Origin of the sequence: Isoptericola sp. NPDC056573, assembly GCF_042793335.1 — a bacterium.
Taxonomy (GTDB): domain Bacteria; phylum Actinomycetota; class Actinomycetes; order Actinomycetales; family Cellulomonadaceae; genus Isoptericola.
The window spans coordinates 132,253-150,243 of sequence record NZ_JBHTUY010000009.1 but is presented as its reverse complement, the minus strand read 5'-3'; the positions used below and the strand labels follow the sequence as shown (position 1 = coordinate 150,243).

Sequence of the window (17,991 nt, the reverse complement as noted above, 5' to 3'; positions counted from 1 at the left end):
GGCCTGTCGAAACGTGCGAGGAATGGCTCGTGACGACGGGCCAACCAGGGTTCACGGTAGTGCCATGGACGCCCTCTCCCCCACCCCCAGGTCCACCGTCCGGCGCGGCCGGAACCGTGCCGTGGCCGACCGGGCCTCGCTGCACGCCCTGCTCGCCGACGGGCTCGTCGCCCACCTCGGCGTCGACGTCGGCGAGGGCGCGGACCGGCACCCGGTCGTGCTGCCCTGCGCCTACGCCGTCGACCTCGACGGCCCCGACGACGACGGCACCCTGTACGTGCACGGGTCGGTGGCAGCGCGCTGGCTGGCCGGGGCGACCGACGCGACCGTCTGCGTCACGGTCACCGAGCTCGACGGCCTCGTGCTGGCGCGGTCCGGCTTCCACCACTCGATGAACTACCGGTCGGCGGTGGTGATCGGCACCGCACGCCTCGTCACGGACGACGCCGAGCGCGCCCGCGCCCTGGACGCGATCGTCGACCACATGGCGCCGGGCCGCTCCGCGACGCTGCGCCCCGCCTCCCGCAAGGAGCTCGCCGCGACGGCGGTGCTGGCCGTGCCCCTGCGCGAGGCGTCGATGAAGGCCCGTGCCGGCGCGCCCGTCGACGACCCGGCCGACGTCGCCGCCGGGGGCTGGGGCGGGCACGTGCCGGTGCGGCGCGTCGTGGGCGCCGCCGTCCCCGACGCCGACACCCGCGAGCCGGTCCCGGCGCACGTGGAGCTCTTGACGGACTCGCGCGAGGTGGTGCAGTCCTCCGCGAGGTAGTTCGCAAGCCCGCGAGGTAGCTCCGCGCTACCTCGCGGGGTCGTGGACTACCTCGGCGGGGTCGTGTCGTCGCGGTCCGCCATCTTGGCGAGCATCTCGTTGTACGCGGTGAGCTCGGCGTCGCCGTCGCGGTCGGCCTTGCGGTCGCGGCGGCGCGCCTCGCGCTCGTCGGACGTCGTCCACTGCACGGCGACGGCGATGGCGAGCGCGAGCGTCGGCAGCTCGCCGATGCCCCACGCGACGCCGCCGCCGCGCTGCTGGTCCTCGATGGCGGGCAGGCCCCACGGCCGGCCCATGTTGCCGAACCAGTCGGCGACGAGCAGCGAGGTGCCGGAGGTGAGCACGACGCCGAAGAAGGCGTGGAACGCCATCGTCGCGAAGAGCAGCAGCAGCCGCTGCGGGTAGGGCGGGCGCTTCGGGCCCGGGTCGACGCCCACCAGCGCGTTGGCGAACAGGTAGCCGACGAGCGCGAAGTGCACGATCATCCACACGTGCCCGGCGTGGTTGCGCAGCGCGAACTCGAACGCGGGCGTGTAGTAGAACGCGATCATGCCGCCGGCGAAGAGCACCGCGGCCACCACGGGCCGGGCGATGAACTGGCCGAACCGGGAGTGCACCAGGCCGAGCACCCACTCGCGCGGCCCGCGGCTGCCGTCCTTGCGGGCCGGGATGGCGCGCAGCAGCAGCGTGACCGGGGCGGCCAGCACGAGGAACAGCGGCACCAGCATCGCGAGGATCATGTGCTGCACCATGTGGCCGCTGAAGATCACGTGCCCGTACACGGCAGGGCCGCCGCTGGTCACCCAGAACATCACGACCATGCCCAGGCACCACGACACGGTGCGCCCCACGGGCCACTTGTCCCCCCGGCGCGCGAGCCGCAGCACCCAGCGCAGGTAGACGACCAGGCCCGCCACGCACGCGAACGCCAGCAGCGGGTCGAGGCTCCACTCGGTGAACCAGCGGGCCATGGTCGGCTCGGGCGGCAGCGCCTGGCCGGTGAGCTGGAAGGCGGGGGTGACGTCGACCGGCACCTCGTCCGGGACGGGCGGGGCGGTGGACCCGAGCGCCACGGCGACGCCGGAGACGGCACCGATGACGAGCAGCTCGACGGCGAGCAGCCGCCAGAAGAGACGGCGGACGGCGCCGGCGGACCCGGCCCGGCCGAGCCGGTCCACGACCCACATCCGGTGCGCGAACCCGAACCCGCCCAGCGCCACCATGAGCAGCGCCTTGACGAGCAGCAGCACGCCGTACGGGGTCAGCAGGTCGCCCCAGGACTCCATGCGGAGCCACGCGTTGAGGATGCCGGAGAGGCCCACCGCGGCGAAGCACCACCCCGCGACCGGGGAGAAGCGCGCGACGGCGGCCGCGGCGGTGCGACCCTCGTCGCGCCCCTCCTCCCGCGTGAGCACGGCCACGAGCAGCGCGCCCAGGCCGCCCACCCACACGGCGGCGCCGACCAGGTGCAGCAGCATCGCGCCGACGGCGAGCTCGTGGTTCGCGGCGCCGGACGCGTGGCCGGTCGTGGACTGCATGGCGAGGGCCGCGAGCGGCAGGACCGTCGTCCACAGCGCGCCGACGGGCCCGCGGACCGCCATCGCGAGCGCGGACGTGAGCGCGGCGACCACGATGATCGCGAGGTAGAGCCGGCCGAGGTCGAGGTCGGTGACGAACTGCGCGAGCCCCTGCCCGAACGCCGGCGAGGCCGGCGAGGTCCCGGAGATGTTCGCGTACCGCAGCACGAGCTGGAGGACGGCGGCCACGGCCCACACGGCGCTGGCGGCGCCGGCCGTCGTGAGCACCCGCGTCTGGGTGCGGCCTGGCGGCACCAGGCACGCCGCGACGAGGAGCGCGCCGACCGTCACGGAGACGCCCAGCTCCGTGAGCACGGTCGTCACGGGCAGGCCGTAGCGCACGATCGCGCCCGGGTCGGTGAAGCCGCTGAGGGCCTGGAACGCGCCCGAGTAGGCTCCGCCGCACAGCACGGCGAGGACGGCGGCGAGGACGGCGGCGGGCCCGGCGGCGACGAGCCACCAGGGCCGCGGCGGCACGCTCGGGGTACCGCCCGGCCGCTGCACGGCGGGGGCTGCGGAGGTCACCCGTCCAGCCTATGGGCGGCGGGCCGCGCCCCGGGACGCCCCCGGTGTGAGATCACCTGTCCCGGGCACCTTCTTCCCATTCCAACGATTATCGATTAGTGTCCCAGACGTCCCTCCACACCGGACGTCATCCACAGTCGTCAGCCCGAGCGCCCGGAGACGCGAAGCAGCGTCCCCGGCGGGCGGCAACCCGAGAGGATCAACGATGATCAAGCACCGCACCCTGGCGAGCGTGGGCACGCTCACGGTCGCCGCCCTCGCGCTCACCGGCTGCGCCGGCTCCGACGACGACGGCGGCTCCGGCGGCACCACCGAGGTGAGCATGCTCGTCAACGTCACGCCGAACCTCACCGAGGAGTACTGGAACGAGCTGGTCAAGCCGTTCGAGGACGCGAACCCCGACGTCGACGTCGTCATCCAGAACCCGGGCGCCGAGGGCGTGACCGCCGCGCTCCCCCGCCTCCTCACCGCGGGCGACGCGCCCGACGTCGTGCAGTCGCTGCCCCCGACCACCGACCTCGCCCCCGAGCTGGTGGACCTGTCCCAGTACGACTGGGCGACGTCCGGCCCGCTCGCGGACCAGTACTCGATCGACGGCAAGTACTACATGGCCGGCATCGGCTTCCAGCTGCAGAGCCTGTGGTTCTACAACAAGACCGCGTTCGAGGAGGCCGGGATCGCCGAGGTCCCGACCACCGTCGACGAGCTCACCGCCGCGCTCGGCAAGCTCAAGGACGCGGGCTGGACCCCGATCCAGACCAGCGGCGACTGGGCGACCAGCCACTCGCTGCAGACGCTCGGCCTCCCGTCCGTCATCGGCCAGGACCCGGAGTGGTTCGCCCGGATGAGCGCGGGCGAGGCCACCTTCTCCGACACGTACGGCGACGCAGTCGCCACCTACGCCGACTGGGTGGCGAAGGGCTACGTCCCCAAGGACGCGCTGGGCATCAAGTACCCCGACGCCGAGCAGGCCTTCCTCTCCGGCAAGAGCGCGATCTACCCGATGGGCAGCTGGTTCGCCGGCACCGAGGCGAAGGCGGAGGAGAAGGCCGAGATCGGCGTCTTCCGCGCCCCCGCCGTCGACGGCGTCGCCAGCCCGGCCATGGGCGCGAACATCGCCAGCCCGTACTCGATCCTCAAGGCGAGCGAGAGCCAGGACGCGGCGGCGAAGCTCGTCGAGTTCCTCGTCACCGACCAGGACGCCGTCGCCAGCCAGCTCGAGGTCGACGGCAACTTCCGCGACGGCTACGAGTACGAGATGGACGACCTGGGCAAGGAGCTGCTGCAGATCGTGGCGGACACGCCCGCCGAGGCGTACACGCCGACCGGCCAGGGCTACGGCGAGCGCACGCTGCCCACCGGCTACTCGGACGAGATCAACGCGCAGACGCAGGCCCTGATCGGCGGCACCGCCCCCGACAAGGTCGACACCGCGATGGACGGCTGGTTCGCCTCGACGATCGGCTGACGCCGACCGCACCCCACCCGCCCGGGCGCGGCGACGCCGCCGCGCCCGGGCCCGCACCACCCATGGAAGGCCCTGCGATGGCAACCCTCACCGCGACGCGCACGGTCCCGCCCGTGCGCCGACGCCCCGCGGCGCGCGTGTGGCGCGACCGCCTGCCCGGCATCGTCATGGGCGGCCCCGCCGTCCTCGTCTTCCTGGCGATGTTCATCGTGCCGATGGTCCTGGCGTTCGTGCTGAGCCTGACCGACTGGAACGGCTACAGCCTGAACTTCACGTTCATCGGCTTCGAGAACTACGCGGAGGCCTTCCGCAACCCCCGCACCGTGGACGCGGCGGTCTTCACCGCGGTCGTCGCGTTCTGCGGCACGGTCCTGTGCAACGGCGTCGGGCTGTTCATCGCCGCGCTGATCGCCGGCAACGGCCGCGCGAACACGCTGCTGCGCACGATCTTCTTCTACCCGTACATCATCAGCGCGCTGATCATCGGGTTCCTGTGGTCGGCGATGCTCTCCCCCGAGGGCGCGGTGAACGGCCTGCTGGGGCACCTCGGCGTCGGGCCGGTGCCGTTCCTCACCGAGGTCGCGTTCGCGAAGGCGAGCGTGATCCTCACGATCGTGTGGTCGCACTTCGGCTTCAACATGATCCTGTTCCTCGCGGGCATCAAGTCCGTGCCCACCGAGTACTACGAGGCCGCCACCGTGGACGGCGCCTCCAAGTGGCAGCAGTTCCGCAACGTGACGCTGCCGCTCATCGCCCCCGTGTTCACCGTGAACCTCGTGCTCACGCTGGTGGGGCTGCTCAAGGTCTACGACATCGTGCTGGCGCTGACCGACGGCGGCCCCGCCGGGTCCACCCAGACGATCGTGTACCAGATCCTGCGGGACTCGTTCGCGAACTCGGAGCTCGGCTTCGGCGCGGCGCAGTCCGTGGTCCTGCTGCTCGTCACCGCCGTGCTGGGCCTCGCGGTCACGTTCGCCCGGCGCGGCGCGGAGAAGAAGGTGGCCGACTGATGGCGACGACGACGCACCCGACGACCCCCGTGAGCCCGCCGTCGGCCCCGGCGCCGAGCGCGCCGCGCCCGACGTCGCGGTCCCGACGCCGGCCCGCCCCGGGCGCGGGCACGATCCTCAAGTGGGTGGTGCTGGGCCTCGGCGCGCTGGTGATGCTCGTGCCGCTGTACATCATGGTGATCAACGCCTTCAAGCCGCAGGACGCGATCATCTCCTCGCCGCTGGCGATCACCCCGGACACGTTCAGCCTGGAGTACCTGCAGGCCGCGCTCACCAGCGAGAAGTTCAACGTGGTGAAGGCCTACGGCATCACGCTGCTGTTCGTGGCGCTGGTGAACCTGTGCGGCATCGCGCTCGCCGCGCCCGTCGCGTACGTCATCGCGCGCGGCCGGTCGAAGTGGCACCTGGGCCTGCTGCTGCTCTTCGTGTCCGGCCTGTTCATCCCGGGCCAGGTGACGCTGATCCCCGTCGTCTTCGTGCTGCGGGTGCTCGGGCTCATCAACACGATCCCGGGCTTCATCCTGTTCGAGACGGCGGCGACGCTGCCCGTGACGATCTTCCTGTTCGCCGCCTACCTGCGCACCGTGCCGCGCGACATCGACGAGGCGGCCGCGCTGGACGGGGCCGGCAAGATCCGGGCGTTCTGGTCGTGCATCTTCCCGATCATGAAGCCGGTCGTCGCGACGATCGTCGTGCTGAACTCCATCAGCGTCTGGAACGACTTCGTCAGCCCGCAGATCATCCTGGGCCCGAGCTCCGGCATCTACACCGTGACGACGGGCGTGTACGCGGCGGTGGGCGAGTTCTCCACCGACTACACGACCGTCTTCCCGACCCTGCTGCTGGCGGTGAGCCCGGCGATCCTGTTCTTCGTCCTCATGCAGCGGCACATCATCGGCGGCCTGGTCGCCGGCGCGACGAAGGGCTGAGGCCGACATGAGCGAGACGACCGACCCCCGCGTCCCCACGACGCCGCTGCACGAGGTCCCCCCCTGGGCCGTGCTCGAGCGCCGCCTGTTCGACGCGACGGAGGAGGCCTGGCGCCTGTTCTCCGCGCGGTACACCGGGCCCGACGGCCGCATCCTGCACGCGGGCGGCTTCGAGCACCGCGACGGCGTGGACGACCTGTACGAGCCGTTCTTCAACTGGCCCGCGTTCTACGCCCTGGGCGGCAGCGACGAGGTGCTCGCCGCCGCGAAGCACCACTTCGAGGGCGTGACGGCGCAGCTCACCGAGGGCGGCATGCTCACCGGCGAGTACGAGAACGGGTACGACTGGTTCCACCAGGGCGAGTCGCTGCTGTTCTTCTACGGCCTGTGCGCCGCCGACCCGGGCGACGACCGCTTCGCCGAGCGCGCCCGCCGGTTCGCCGCCCTGTACACGGACCCGGCGCACGGCAACTACGACCCGGCCCGCAACATCGTCACCGCGCCGCACAACGGCGCGCGGGGCCCGCTGCCCGGGCTGGGCACCGAGTGGCTCACGTACCCGGCGTCGCTGGACTACATGGAGGCGTACGGCCTGCCGCTGCACGGGCTGCCGGGGATCACGCGGTGGTCCGACCTGGAGGACCCGGCGCACGCCCGGCTCATGGGCGACGAGCTCCAGCGCCGGGCGGCGGGTGACACCGCGGTCAACCTCGCCGCGACGTCCCTCATGGTCAACCGCTGGCTGTACGACGGCGACGCCGCGTCCGCCGCGTGGGTGGCGCGGTACGTCGACGGCTGGCGCGAGCGCGCCGCCGCGGCGGGCGGCCTCATGCCGGACAACGTCGCGCCCGACGGCGTCGTCGGCGGCCTGCACGACGGCGCCTGGTACGGCGGCCACTACGGCTGGACCTGGCCGCACGGCCTGCACTCGGTCGGCATGAGCACGCTGATCGGCGCGATCAACGCGTCGTTCGTCTCGGGGGCCTCCGGGGCACGCGACGACGGGCCGCTCGACCTCGTGCGCACCATGCTCGACACGGCGCTGGACCACGCGATCACCGCGCCCGTCACCGAGACCCCGTTCAGCCTGCGCGGCAGCTGGCTGGAGCGGCTGGGCCCGCACGCCGCCGAGCCGGCCACGCTCGTGCCGTACCGGTTCGGCGCCGACGGCTGGTTCGACTTCGGCCCGCTCCAGCTCGACCTGCCCACCTGGCTGTGGTGGTGGACGCGCGACGACGCCGACCGCAAGCGCCTGGACCGGGTGCTCGACGGCATCCCCGGCTCCGACGAGGTCCGACCGTTCCGCGACAAGGTGGAGGCCGGGCACGAGGGGCCGTGGCTCGCGTTCCTCGACGGTTCGCTGCCGGACTATCCGGAGCGCGCGCTGTCGATGGCACTGGGCCAGCTCGCCCGCCGCGTCGCCGTGATGGACGCCGAGCCCGTGGACCCCGAGACCGTGCACCTGCACTTCTGGCAGCGCGCCAACCCGGTCGTCACGGAGGTGCTCGGGCAGCTGATCACCGGCACCCCGCAGACGCTGTACAACGGCGGGCTGCCGTTCGCCGCCGTGGCCTACACCGACGCCGACCGCGGCCGCCCCGGCCTGTCGCCGGACGTCGCGGCGCTCGTCTCCGGCCTCGACCGCGACGCGGACGGCACGGGCCGCGTCGAGCTCAGCCTCGTCAACCTGTCCCCCACGCACGCCCGGCGCGTGCGCGTGCGGCCGTCGCGGTTCGGCGAGGAGCGCCTGACGGGCGTCGTCACGCGCGGCGAGGACGGCGGCGTCTGGCCCGGCCCGTCCACGGCGTCGGCCGGCCGCGCCGGCACCCGGACCGCCGCGACCCTCCCGCTGGACGCGCCCGACCTGCTCGTCGAGCTGCCGCCGAGCCACCGCGCCGACGTCGTCCTGCTCACCGCACCCGCCGGCAGCGCGCCGCGCCACCAGCAGCCGCGCCACCAGCACCGCCTGCACCACGAAGGAGCCCGACCATGACCGAAGCCCTCGCGCCCGTCGACACCGTGCCCACCGACCCCGGCGCCGGCCTCGTGCGGCCCGAGATCACGCTGCCCGTGCGCGGCGGGTCCTACGAGCGCGCGGACGTCGAGACGCTGGAGCGGCTCGGCCAGGTCTCGTCCGCGACGGCCTGCGCGAAGCTGCACGGCCTCGGCATCCGGCACTCGTTCGTCGAGGGCCCGCGCCCGCTCAGGCCCGGGTACCGCGTCGTGGGCTCCGCGCTCACGCTGCAGTTCATGCCGCAGCGCGAGGACCTGGCCGCCGGCGACGAGCAGGAGTACGTGGAGCGGCACACGGCCCTGTGGCACGTGCTCGAGGCCGTGCAGCCCGGCGACGTGCTCGTGATCCAGGCGTACGGCAGCCGGTTCTCGGGCTGCGTGGGCGACATCCTCGCGCGCTACTTCCAGCGCAAGGGCGGCGCCGGCATGGTCGTCGACGGCCGCATCCGCGACTCGGGCAAGATCGCCGACCTCGGCCTGCCCGTGTGGTCGACCGGCGTCACGCCGCACTACGCCTCGCAGTCGGAGCTGTTCCCCTGGGCCTACGACGTGCCCGTCGCCGTCGGCGGCGTGCTGTGCATGCCGGGCGACCTCGTCGTCGCGGACGACGACGGCCCCGTCATCGTCCCGCGCGCGATGGCGGACCAGGTGGTCGAGTCCGCGCAGGACCACGAGGAGTGGGAGGTCTTCAGCCGGCGTCGCCTCGACGAGGGCGCCCGCCTGAGCGACTACTACCCCCTGACCCCCGACACCCGAGGGGAGTTCGAGGCATGGCGTTCCGCGCAGGGCTCCGCCCGCTGACCTCGACGGGTGCGGCCGACGCCGCCGGGGACGTCGCGGCGACGCTCGCCGCGTCGTCCTTCGGCCTCGGCTGCGCGCCGATCGGCAACCTCTTCACGCCGGTCGCCGAGGCCGACGCCGAGGCGACCGTCGGCCGCGCGCTCGAGCGCGGCCTCCGCTTCTTCGACACGGCGCCGCACTACGGCGAGGGCGTCAGCGAGCTGCGGCTCGGGCACGCCCTGGCCGGCGTCGACCGGGATTCCGTCGTCATCGCCACCAAGGTGGGTCGCGTGATCGTCGACGCCGACGGCGCGCCCGTCCCGTCGGGCGGCACCGGCGGCCCGGGCGGCACGACGGTCGGCGACCTCGGCCGCGACGGCGTGCTGCGGTCGCTCGAGGGCAGCCTCGCGCGGCTCGGCACCGACCGCGTCGACCTGCTGTACCTGCACGACCCGGCCGACGTGGACGAGGCGCTGCGTGGTGCCCTGCCCGCGATGCTCGAGCTGCGCGACCAGGGCGTCGTGCGGGCCGTGGGGGTCGGGATGGGGCGGAACGCGCCCGTGGCGCGGCTGGTCCGCGAGGCCGCCGGCGCGCTGGACGTCGTCATGCCCGCCGGGCGGGTGACCCTGCTCGACCGCACCGCCCTGGACGACCTGCTCCCGGCCGCCCGCGAGCGCGGGGTCGGCGTCGTCGCGGCGGGGGTCTACAACTCCGGGGTGCTCGCCGACCCGGTGGCGGCGCCGTTCTTCGACTATCACCCGGCGTCGCCGGAGCAGGTGGACCGGGCGCTGCGGATGGCCGCCGCGTGCCACCGCGAGGGGGTCGACCTGCCCACCGCCGCCGTCCGCTGGCCGCTGCTCGTCCCCGGCGTCGAGGCCGTCGTCGTGGGCGCGCGCACCCCCGCGGAGGTGGACGTCTTCGCCGACGCCGCCGACGCCGTCGTCCCCGACCGCCTGTGGACGGAGCTCGACGCGATCGCGAGCTCTGCCGAACAGGCGGTTGACACCGTTATCGGGTCGCATGGCACCGCATAACGGTGTCAACCGCCTGTTCGGCGAGAGCGTGAACGGGGTCGTGGACGCGCACGTGCACCTGTGGGACACGGCCGCGTCGCGGATCTCGTGGTTCCGGGACGACCTGGATCTGCCCGCCGGCGTCGGCCCGGAGGACCTGGCCCGCGCCGTCGCGACGTCGCCGGTACCCGTCCGGGCCGCCGTCGCCGTGCAGGCCGCGGACACCGAGGGCGAGGCACGCTGGCTCGCGCGGCAGTCGGCGGGGCACGGGCCGCTGCCCGGCCCGGTCGTGCTGCAGTACGACGCCCGCCCCGACGACCCCGGCGCTTGGGCCGGCATGGCGCAGCCGCTGCTCGACGACGGCGTCCCCGTCGCAGGGATCCGGCTCGCCGTCCCGGGCGGCGCGGCGGACCTGTCCGACGTCGCCGGGATGGACGCGCTGTGCGAAGGCCTCGCGGCGTCGGGCCGCGTGCTCGAGACGCTGGTGCGCCCGGACCAGCTCCCGGCCGTCGCCGCGCTGGCCGGGCGGCACCCGCACCTCGACCTCGTCGTCTGCCACCTCGGCCTCGGCACGGGCGACGCCGACGCGTCGTGGCGCGACGCCCTCGCCGCCGTCGCCGCCCGCCCCCGCGCGCACGCCAAGCTGTCTGGCCTCCATTGTCCCGCCACCGACGACGCCGCCCGCGTCGCCGCGGCCGCCCGGGCCGCCGTCGACCTGCTCGGCACCGGGCGGCTGCTGTTCGGCAGCGACTGGCCGATGTCCGCGCGGGTCGCCTCGTACGCGCAGATCGTCGAGCGCACCGCCGCCGCCCTCCCCCCGCTCGACGACGCTGCGGCGACGGCGGTCTGGTCCGGGACGGCGGCGCGCCTCTATCGCCTGCCAGCCCCGACGTGCCCGCCGACCGCCAGCCCCCTTTAACGTTGTAACCTCGCCCCATGCCCCCCTCGCGCAGCGAACGGTCCGCTCCCACGCTGCACGACGTGGCGCGTGCCGCCGGGGTGTCGTTCAAGACCGTCTCGAACGTGCTCAACGACCACCCGCAGGTGCGTGACACGACGCGGGCCAAGGTGCTCGCGGCGGTCGAGGAGCTCGGCTACCGCCCCAACCTCACGGCCCGCAACCTCCGCCTCGGCCGCAGCGGCGTGATCGCGCTCGCCGTGCCCGAGCTGAGCCAGGCGTTCTTCGCGCAGCTCGCCGACGAGGTGATCCGGGTGGCCGCCGAGCAGGGCCTGGTGGTGCTCGTCGAGCAGACAGGCGGGTCCCGAGACCGGGAGCTCGAGGTGCTGCGGAACCCGCGGCTGGCGCTCACCGACGGCCTGCTCCTCGTCCCCCTGGGGCTCACCCGCGGGGACGTGCCCACGGACTGGGCGCCGTCGTCGCCGCTGGTCGTGCTGGGCGAGCGGCTGTTCCCCGGTCCGGTCGACCACGTGACGATGCGGCACGAGGCCGCCGCCCGGGCCGCGACGGAACACCTGCTCGCGCTGGGCCGCAGACGCGTGATGCTGCTGGGTGCGCACGAGGACGAGACGTCGAGCGTCGCGGGCCTCCGGCACGCCGGCTACGCAGCAGCGCTGGCCGCGGCGGGCGTGGGGCTCGACGCCTCCCTCGTGATCCCGGTGGAGACCTGGGACCGCCCGAGCGGCGCCACGGCGATGGCCCGGGCCCTCGACGCCGGGCGACGACCGGACGCCGTCTTCGCCATGAACGACGACCTCGCGCTCGGCGCGCTCCGCTCGCTGCAGGAGCGAGGGCTGTCCGTGCCGGGCGACGTCGCGCTCGTCGGGTTCGACGACGTCCCCGACGGCCGCTTCTCCTACCCGAGCCTCACGACCGTGGAACCCGGACGCCACGAGGTGGCCCGCCTCGCCGTGCGGCTGCTCGGCGAGCGGATCGCGGAGGGCGCCCGGCCCGCTGCCGACCCGCGGGTGGTCGCCCCGGAGTTCCGCCTCGTGCCGCGCGAGTCCACACGCCTCTGACCCCCGGGTCGTCCGGACCGGGGTTGACACGCCGGCGCCGGCTCCGCATGATCCTCTTACAACGTTGTCTTGCAACGTTGTATTAGCGGATCGAAGGAGACTCACGATGAAGCGCGCCGCCGCCTTCCCGGCCGCCTCGCTCTGTCTGGCCCTCGCCCTCGCGGGTTGCTCGGCCGACCCCGAGGCCGCCGACGGCCGCGTCCACCTGACCTTCTGGCACGGGTACACGGAGTCGGACGGCGACGTCCTCGAGCAGATCGTCGAGGACTTCAACACCTCGCAGGACGACGTCGTGATCAGCACCGAGGTCAACCCCTGGGACGTCATCGACGACACGGTGCTGCCCGCGCTGTCGGCGGGTACCGGTCCCGAGATCGTCGCGATGCCGTCCGAGCGCCTGCCCGTCTACGCCGACCGGCGCGCCCTGGTGAACCTCGACGACTTCTACGCCGACGACCCGGCCGCCCCCGAGCTCCAGCCCGGGGCGGTCGACATGGTGACCACGGACGGCGGCGCGTACGGGGTGCCCACCGGCTTCGTGCCGCTGACGATGTTCTACAACAAGGCCCTCTTCGCCGAGGCCGGGGTCGAGGTCCCCACGACCTGGGACGAGTGGGTGGCCGCCGCCGAAAAGCTCACCGTGGACTCCGACGGTGACGGCACCCCGGAGCAGTACGGCCTCGCCCTGCCCGACCACGCCACCGTGGGCAACGGCGTCTGGCCCACGCTCTTCTACGGCAACGGCGGCGACGTCGTGCAGGACGGGCGGGCGGTCGTCGACTCCCCCGAGAACGCCGAGACCCTCGAGTTCTGGCACGACGCGATCGCCACCGGCTCGATCAGCCCCACCGGGCTCGACGGCGTGAAGGGCGACAGCCTCTTCGCCGGCGGCCGCGTCGCCATGTACGTCGGCGGCCCGTGGATGGCGTCCGTCGCGGACGAGAACGGCGTGGACTACGGCATCGCGCCCGTGCCCGCGGGCCCGCGGTCCCCGGCGGCGTCCGCCATCGGCGTCTCGATGGCCCTCACGGTCCAGGCCGACGACGAGCAGCGGTCGGCCGCGAAGGAGTTCTTCTCCTACTTCCTCGCGCACGAGCGGTCGGTCACCTGGTCGCTCGGCTCCGGCTGGCCGCCCCTGCGGACGGACGTCGGGCCGGACGAGGTCGACGACAACCCGGTCGTCGCCGCGCTCACGACGCAGGCGCCGCTCGCCCGGCCCCTGCTCCCCGGCGTCGTGAACAACGCCGACGTGCTCGAGGCCGTCGACAAGCTCACCCAGCGCGCGATGGCCGGCCAGCCGGTGGACGCCCTGCTGGCGGAGGCCCAGCAGGAGGTCGAGGAGGCGCTGGACGAATGAGACGCGCGCCGTTCCCCTGTCCGCCCGGCACGCCGACGCCCCGCCCGTCCGAGAGGCCACTGACATGACCACCGCCCAGACCACCGGCCCACGCCCCCGGTCCTTCCGCGCCCCGGCGCCGCTCGGCGGCCGCCGTCCCACGCCGCGCGGCGCACGGTCGAGCGGTCGCAGCACGCGCACCGCGCTGGCGTTCCTCGCACCCGCCCTCGTGATCCTCGGGGTCTTCGTCGTGTGGCCCATGGTGTCGGCGCTGCAGATGTCGTTCACCGACGCCAGCGGCTTCGGCCAGGCCGAGTGGGTGGGCTGGGACAACTACGTCCGCATCTTCACCGACGCCGACGTCCGCGACGCCGTCGTCAACACGGTGGTGTACGCCGTGCTGTTCACCCCGACGGCCGTCGTGGTGGCGCTGGCGCTGGCGCTCCTGCTCAACGACCCGCGGCTGCCGTTCCGCGGGCTCTTCCGCACCGCGCTCTTCCTGCCCTTCATCATCTCGCTGGCCGTCGCCGCCCTCGCCTGGTCGTACCTGATCGATCCGCAGGTCGGCCTCCTGCACTACTGGCTGCGGGGCGTCGGGATCGACCTCGGCAACGTGCTCCAGGACCCGGCCCTCGCCATGCCTGCCGTCGCCCTCGTGGCCGTGTGGAAGAACTTCGGCTTCTACATGGTGATCTTCCTGGCGGGGCTCCAGGACATCCCCGGGTCCCTCTACGAGGCGGCGAAGATGGACGGCGCGGGCGCCTGGTCCCGGTTCCGGCACATCACGCTGCCGATGCTCTCCAACACCACGGCGTTCGTGCTGATCTTCGCGATGATCGCGGCCCTGCAGGCGTTCGACCAGATCTACGTCATGACCGGCGGCGGCCCCTACGGCAGCACGCAGACCGTGGTGATGGAGATCTACGAGTCCGGCTTCCGCCAGCTCGAGCTCGGGTTCGCGTCCGCCCTGTCGTACGTGCTGCTCCTCGCGACCCTGCTGCTGAGCGTCGTCCAGTTCGTGTTCTTCGGCCGCCGCGAGGAGGAGTCCTGATGTCCGCTGCCGCCCCCACCGCCGTCCGGGCGACGCCCGCCCTCCGCCTCCGGGCCCGCCGCCGCCCGCGCTGGTCCACCGTGCTGCTCACGCTCGGCGTCGGCGTCGCCACGCTCGTCGTGCTGCTGCCGCTCTTCATCGTGCTGTTCACGGCGTTCAAGCCGTCGGCCGAGGTCAACGCCTTCCCGCCCACGCTGCTGCCACAGGCATGGACGACGGCGAACTTCGACCGCATCTTCTCCGACCTGCCGTTCACCCGTCTCATCGGCAACAGCTTCCTGTTCGCGGGCGGGGTGACCCTGTTCGCGCTCGCGTTCGACTCCCTCGCCGCGTACGCGCTGGCCCGGATCGACTTCGCCGGCCGCAAGGTGCTGCTGGTGGCGATCATCGCCACGCTGATGATCCCGTTCCAGGCCACGCTGATCCCCGTCTACCAGATCGTCAGCGACCTCGGCTGGGTCAACACCTTCCAGGGCATGATCGCGCCGCGTGCCGCCGACGCCTTCGGGATCTTCTTCCTGCGCCAGTTCTTCCTCTCGCTGCCGCGCGACGTGGACAACGCCGCTCGCATCGACGGCGCTTCCGAGCTGCGGGTGTTCTGGCAGGTCGTGCTGCCCAACGCCCGACCGGCGCTCATGACCCTGGCGATCTTCGTCTTCGTCAACAACTGGAACGACCTGCTGTGGCCGCTGGTCTTCACCACCGAACAGGAGATGAGCACCATCACCTCTGGACTGACCCTGCTCACGGGCCCCGGGGGCATCGTCCCCTACGGCGTCATGATGGCCGGCGCGCTCGTCGCCGTCGTGCCGCTCGTGCTCGCTTTCATGCTCGTGCAGCGCAAGTTCATCGAGTCCATCGCGACGACGGGGCTCAAGTGACCGGCGCCGCGCGCGAGCCGCGCTGGTTCGAGGACGGGGCCCTGCACTTCGGCCTCGGCGTCGAGGACACGTTCGTCCCGCAGACCCGCGAGGGCGAGCGGCCGATCGACGAGTACGAGCTCACCGACCACTACCGCCGCTTCCACGAGGACCTCGGCCTCGCGGTGGACGCCGGCGCCACCTTCCTGCGCTGGGGCGTGCCGTGGTACCGCGTGCACCCCGCGCCGGGAGAGTGGGAGTGGTCGTGGGTGGACCGCGTCGTGGACCGCTTCGCCGAGCTCGGGCTGCGTCCGGTGATCGACCTGCTGCACTACGGCACCCCGCTGTGGCTGGAGGGCCAGTTCGCGCACCCGGACTATCCGAAGGTGGTCGCGGAGTACGCCGTCGCGTTCGCCGAGCGCTACGGCGACCGCGTGACGGACTACACGCCGGTGAACGAGCCGATGATCCATGCGCTCTTCAGCGGCGCGTACGGGTACTGGCCGCCCTACCTCAGCGGTGACCAGGGCCTGGTCGCGATGGTCCGGGCCCTCGGCGAGGGCTTCGTCCGCACCCAGCAGGGCATCTCGGGGACGCTCGGCGACCGCGCCACGTTCATGCACGTCGACGCCGCGATGCGGTACACCGGCGACGTCACGGGCGAGCACCGCGCGCAGGTCGAGCGGCTGCGTCACCAGGCCCACCTGGTCGAGGACCTGGTGACGGGCAAGGTCGACGACGCGCACCCGCTCGCCCCGCTGCTCCGTGCGGGCGGCGTCGACGACACCACGCTCGCGTGGTTCTCGGAGCAGGCCGTGCAGCCCGACGTCATGGGCGTGAACTACTACCCGCGCATCTCGACCGAGGTGTTCGAGGAGGGCGTCCACCACCTCGGCGGGTTCTCCGACCCGCGGCCCCCGCACGACGCCGGCGTGGCGGGGCTGGTGGAGGTGCTCGCGGAGGCGGAGCGACGCCACGGCGTCCCGGTGATGCTCACCGAGACGTCCGTGACCGCGCCGGAGGCCGACCGCATCGCCTGGCTGCACGAGTCCGTCGCCGCGATCCGCACCCTGCGGGCCCTGGGGCACCGTGTCGTCGGCTACACCTGGTGGCCCGTGTTCGACATGTACGAGTGGACCTACCGGCACGGCGAGGGCCCGCGCGAGGACTACCTGCTCACCATGGGGCTGTGGGACCTCGTCGAGGACGGCGCCGGCGGGCTCGACCGCCGACGCACGCCCGTCGCGGACACGTACCGGGCGCTCGCCACCGACCGGGAGGCGAACGCCGGCACCCTGCGCTGACTCCGGGGTCCGGGGGCGCACCCCCGGCGACGCACCCCGTCGCTACGCGAACCGCGCCAGCGCCTCGGCGGTCACCGGGGCGAAGCAGTTCACCAGCGTCCCGTCCGGGTCTCGCACCAGCAGCGACCGGTTGCCCCACGGCATGGTGGTCGGCGGGGTGACGACCTCGACCGTGTCGTCGAGCCCGGCGTGCACCGCGTCCACGTCCTCGACGCGGAACTCCACGATGGCGGTGCGGTTGCTGGCGGGTGCCGCCGAGCCCGGCCCGAACAGGCGAACGGTGGCGGTGCTGCCGATCGCGAGGGTGCCGCGCGGGGTCCGCACCTCGGCGAACTCCGGCGACGGGCGGTCCGCGACGACGCCGGTGAGCCGCTCGTAGAAGGCGGTCAGCCGCTCGACGTCGTCGGTGATGAGGCGGACGGAGACGAGGCTGGTGGCGAGGCTGCTGGCGTGGGTCATGGTGGTGGTCCTCCCGGTCGGGGTGCGGTCAGCGCCGCAGGCTCCCCGCGGCTCCGACCAGCCTGCGCCGGCTCCGCGACACCCCGACGTCGGTGTTTTCGGGGCGCCTCCCCTCGCCATCGTCAGCCCAGGAGCGTGAGCGTCCGCAGGTCCCCGTCCGGCACCTGGATGTCCTCGGGCCGGACGACGCGCCGGGGCGCGCGCTCGGCGGTGGCCGTGACGCGGTCGACCCGGTCGAGGCGGAAGGCCCGGATCCCGTCGCGCAGGCGGCACCACGCCAGCAGGTACCACCCGGTGGACGACCCGACGAACCCGAGCGGCTCGACGTCGCGCGTGGTCGCGGCGTCCTCCCGGTCTGTGTACCGCAACCGCAGGACCCGACGCGCGGAGGTCGCGTCCGCGAGGACGGCGGGGATCGCGGGTCCGTCGGCCGGCGTGCCCAGCAGGTGCACGCGGGATGCGAGGTCGTGCGCGGCGGCCGCGTCGTCGTCGCGCATGGCCGCGAGGATCTTGCGCAGCGCGGTCGACCCGCCGGCAGCGAACGGCGTCCCGGCCAGGCCACCGAGGGCGACCGCGACGGCCACCGCCTCGTCGGGGCTGAAGTTCACCGGCGGCAGCGTCCGGGAGCGGTCGAGGCAGTACCCGCCGGTCCTCCCCGGCTCGGCCCAGACGGGCACCCCGGCCTGCTGCAGCGCGGTGATGTCCCGCTCCACGGTGCGCCGGCTCACCTCGAACCGGGCCGCCAACCACGACGCGCTCCGCGGGCGGGGAGCGACCGCCCGCAGCTCCTCGACGATCGCGTACAGCCGGTCGGTCCGGTTCACGCGACGACCCTACGCGCGCGCCGCCCGCCGCCTCGCCCGCCGTCGACGCCGTGGGAGGATCGCGACGGTGCCGGCGCCGCGCCGGCCGTGACGCACGGG

General features: G+C 73.6%; 16 protein-coding genes. 13 read left to right on the top strand and 3 right to left on the bottom strand.

What is annotated here, in order from left to right:
* Positions 1-64: 64 nt before the first annotated feature.
* Positions 65-766, top strand: coding sequence for a pyridoxamine 5'-phosphate oxidase family protein (locus ACFQ8E_RS16420; RefSeq protein WP_430551638.1), 702 nt, complete (start codon positions 65-67; stop codon positions 764-766).
* A gap of 47 nt (positions 767-813) precedes the next feature.
* Here the strand turns inward: ACFQ8E_RS16420 and ACFQ8E_RS16415 are convergent, their stop codons facing one another.
* Complete coding sequence (locus ACFQ8E_RS16415; protein WP_430551637.1) at positions 814-2,868, bottom strand: cytochrome c oxidase assembly protein; 2,055 nt, start codon at positions 2,866-2,868, stop codon at positions 814-816.
* A 205-nt stretch (positions 2,869-3,073) separates the two neighbouring features.
* On the opposite strand from ACFQ8E_RS16415, the gene ACFQ8E_RS16410 reads away from it, so the two are divergent.
* From ACFQ8E_RS16410 to ACFQ8E_RS16355, 12 genes are all read left to right on the top strand, one after another.
* Positions 3,074-4,336 carry an ABC transporter substrate-binding protein gene (locus ACFQ8E_RS16410; RefSeq protein ID WP_430551636.1) on the top strand — a complete coding sequence of 421 codons (1,263 nt, stop codon included), beginning with the start codon at positions 3,074-3,076 and terminating at the stop codon, positions 4,334-4,336.
* 77 nt (positions 4,337-4,413) lie between these two features.
* Entirely contained in the window at positions 4,414-5,346 is a 933-nt protein-coding gene (locus ACFQ8E_RS16405; RefSeq protein WP_430551635.1) for a carbohydrate ABC transporter permease, read from the top strand.
* On the top strand, positions 5,346-6,275 hold the full coding sequence (locus ACFQ8E_RS16400) for a carbohydrate ABC transporter permease (RefSeq protein ID WP_430551634.1): 930 nt from the start codon (positions 5,346-5,348) through the stop codon (positions 6,273-6,275). Before ACFQ8E_RS16405 ends, ACFQ8E_RS16400 begins: the two co-directional genes overlap by 1 nt.
* A gap of 7 nt (positions 6,276-6,282) precedes the next feature.
* On the top strand, positions 6,283-8,268 hold the full coding sequence (locus tag ACFQ8E_RS16395) for a hypothetical protein (protein WP_430551633.1): 1,986 nt from the start codon (positions 6,283-6,285) through the stop codon (positions 8,266-8,268).
* Entirely contained in the window at positions 8,265-9,089 is an 825-nt protein-coding gene (locus ACFQ8E_RS16390) for a ribonuclease activity regulator RraA (protein ID WP_430551632.1), read from the top strand. Before ACFQ8E_RS16395 ends, ACFQ8E_RS16390 begins: the two co-directional genes overlap by 4 nt.
* The gene (locus ACFQ8E_RS16385) at positions 9,059-10,102 is read left to right on the top strand and encodes an aldo/keto reductase (RefSeq protein ID WP_430551631.1); all 1,044 of its coding nucleotides are present in this window, start codon (positions 9,059-9,061) and stop codon (positions 10,100-10,102) included. The genes ACFQ8E_RS16390 and ACFQ8E_RS16385 overlap by 31 nt, the downstream gene beginning before the upstream one ends.
* Positions 10,089-11,000, top strand: a complete 912-nt coding sequence (locus ACFQ8E_RS16380; RefSeq protein ID WP_430551630.1) for an amidohydrolase family protein — start codon at positions 10,089-10,091, stop codon at positions 10,998-11,000. The genes ACFQ8E_RS16385 and ACFQ8E_RS16380 overlap by 14 nt, the downstream gene beginning before the upstream one ends.
* 17 nt (positions 11,001-11,017) lie before the next feature.
* Positions 11,018-12,058 carry a LacI family DNA-binding transcriptional regulator gene (locus ACFQ8E_RS16375; protein ID WP_430551629.1) on the top strand — a complete coding sequence of 347 codons (1,041 nt, stop codon included), beginning with the start codon at positions 11,018-11,020 and terminating at the stop codon, positions 12,056-12,058.
* A gap of 106 nt (positions 12,059-12,164) precedes the next feature.
* Positions 12,165-13,415 carry an ABC transporter substrate-binding protein gene (locus tag ACFQ8E_RS16370; RefSeq protein WP_430551628.1) on the top strand — a complete coding sequence of 417 codons (1,251 nt, stop codon included), beginning with the start codon at positions 12,165-12,167 and terminating at the stop codon, positions 13,413-13,415.
* Between the two features lie 64 nt (positions 13,416-13,479).
* Positions 13,480-14,445, top strand: a complete 966-nt coding sequence (locus ACFQ8E_RS16365; protein WP_430551627.1) for a carbohydrate ABC transporter permease — start codon at positions 13,480-13,482, stop codon at positions 14,443-14,445.
* Positions 14,445-15,326, top strand: a complete 882-nt coding sequence (locus ACFQ8E_RS16360; protein WP_430551626.1) for a carbohydrate ABC transporter permease — start codon at positions 14,445-14,447, stop codon at positions 15,324-15,326. The genes ACFQ8E_RS16365 and ACFQ8E_RS16360 overlap by 1 nt, the downstream gene beginning before the upstream one ends.
* The gene (locus ACFQ8E_RS16355) at positions 15,323-16,609 is read left to right on the top strand and encodes a family 1 glycosylhydrolase (protein WP_430551625.1); all 1,287 of its coding nucleotides are present in this window, start codon (positions 15,323-15,325) and stop codon (positions 16,607-16,609) included. Before ACFQ8E_RS16360 ends, ACFQ8E_RS16355 begins: the two co-directional genes overlap by 4 nt.
* Before the next feature lie 42 nt (positions 16,610-16,651).
* Here the strand turns inward: ACFQ8E_RS16355 and ACFQ8E_RS16350 are convergent, their stop codons facing one another.
* Both ACFQ8E_RS16350 and ACFQ8E_RS16345 read right to left on the bottom strand, forming a co-directional pair.
* Positions 16,652-17,068, bottom strand: a complete 417-nt coding sequence (locus tag ACFQ8E_RS16350) for a VOC family protein (protein WP_430551624.1) — start codon at positions 17,066-17,068, stop codon at positions 16,652-16,654.
* 122 nt (positions 17,069-17,190) lie between these two features.
* Positions 17,191-17,892, bottom strand: coding sequence for a helix-turn-helix transcriptional regulator (locus tag ACFQ8E_RS16345; protein WP_430551623.1), 702 nt, complete (start codon positions 17,890-17,892; stop codon positions 17,191-17,193).
* Positions 17,893-17,991 lie beyond the last annotated feature (99 nt).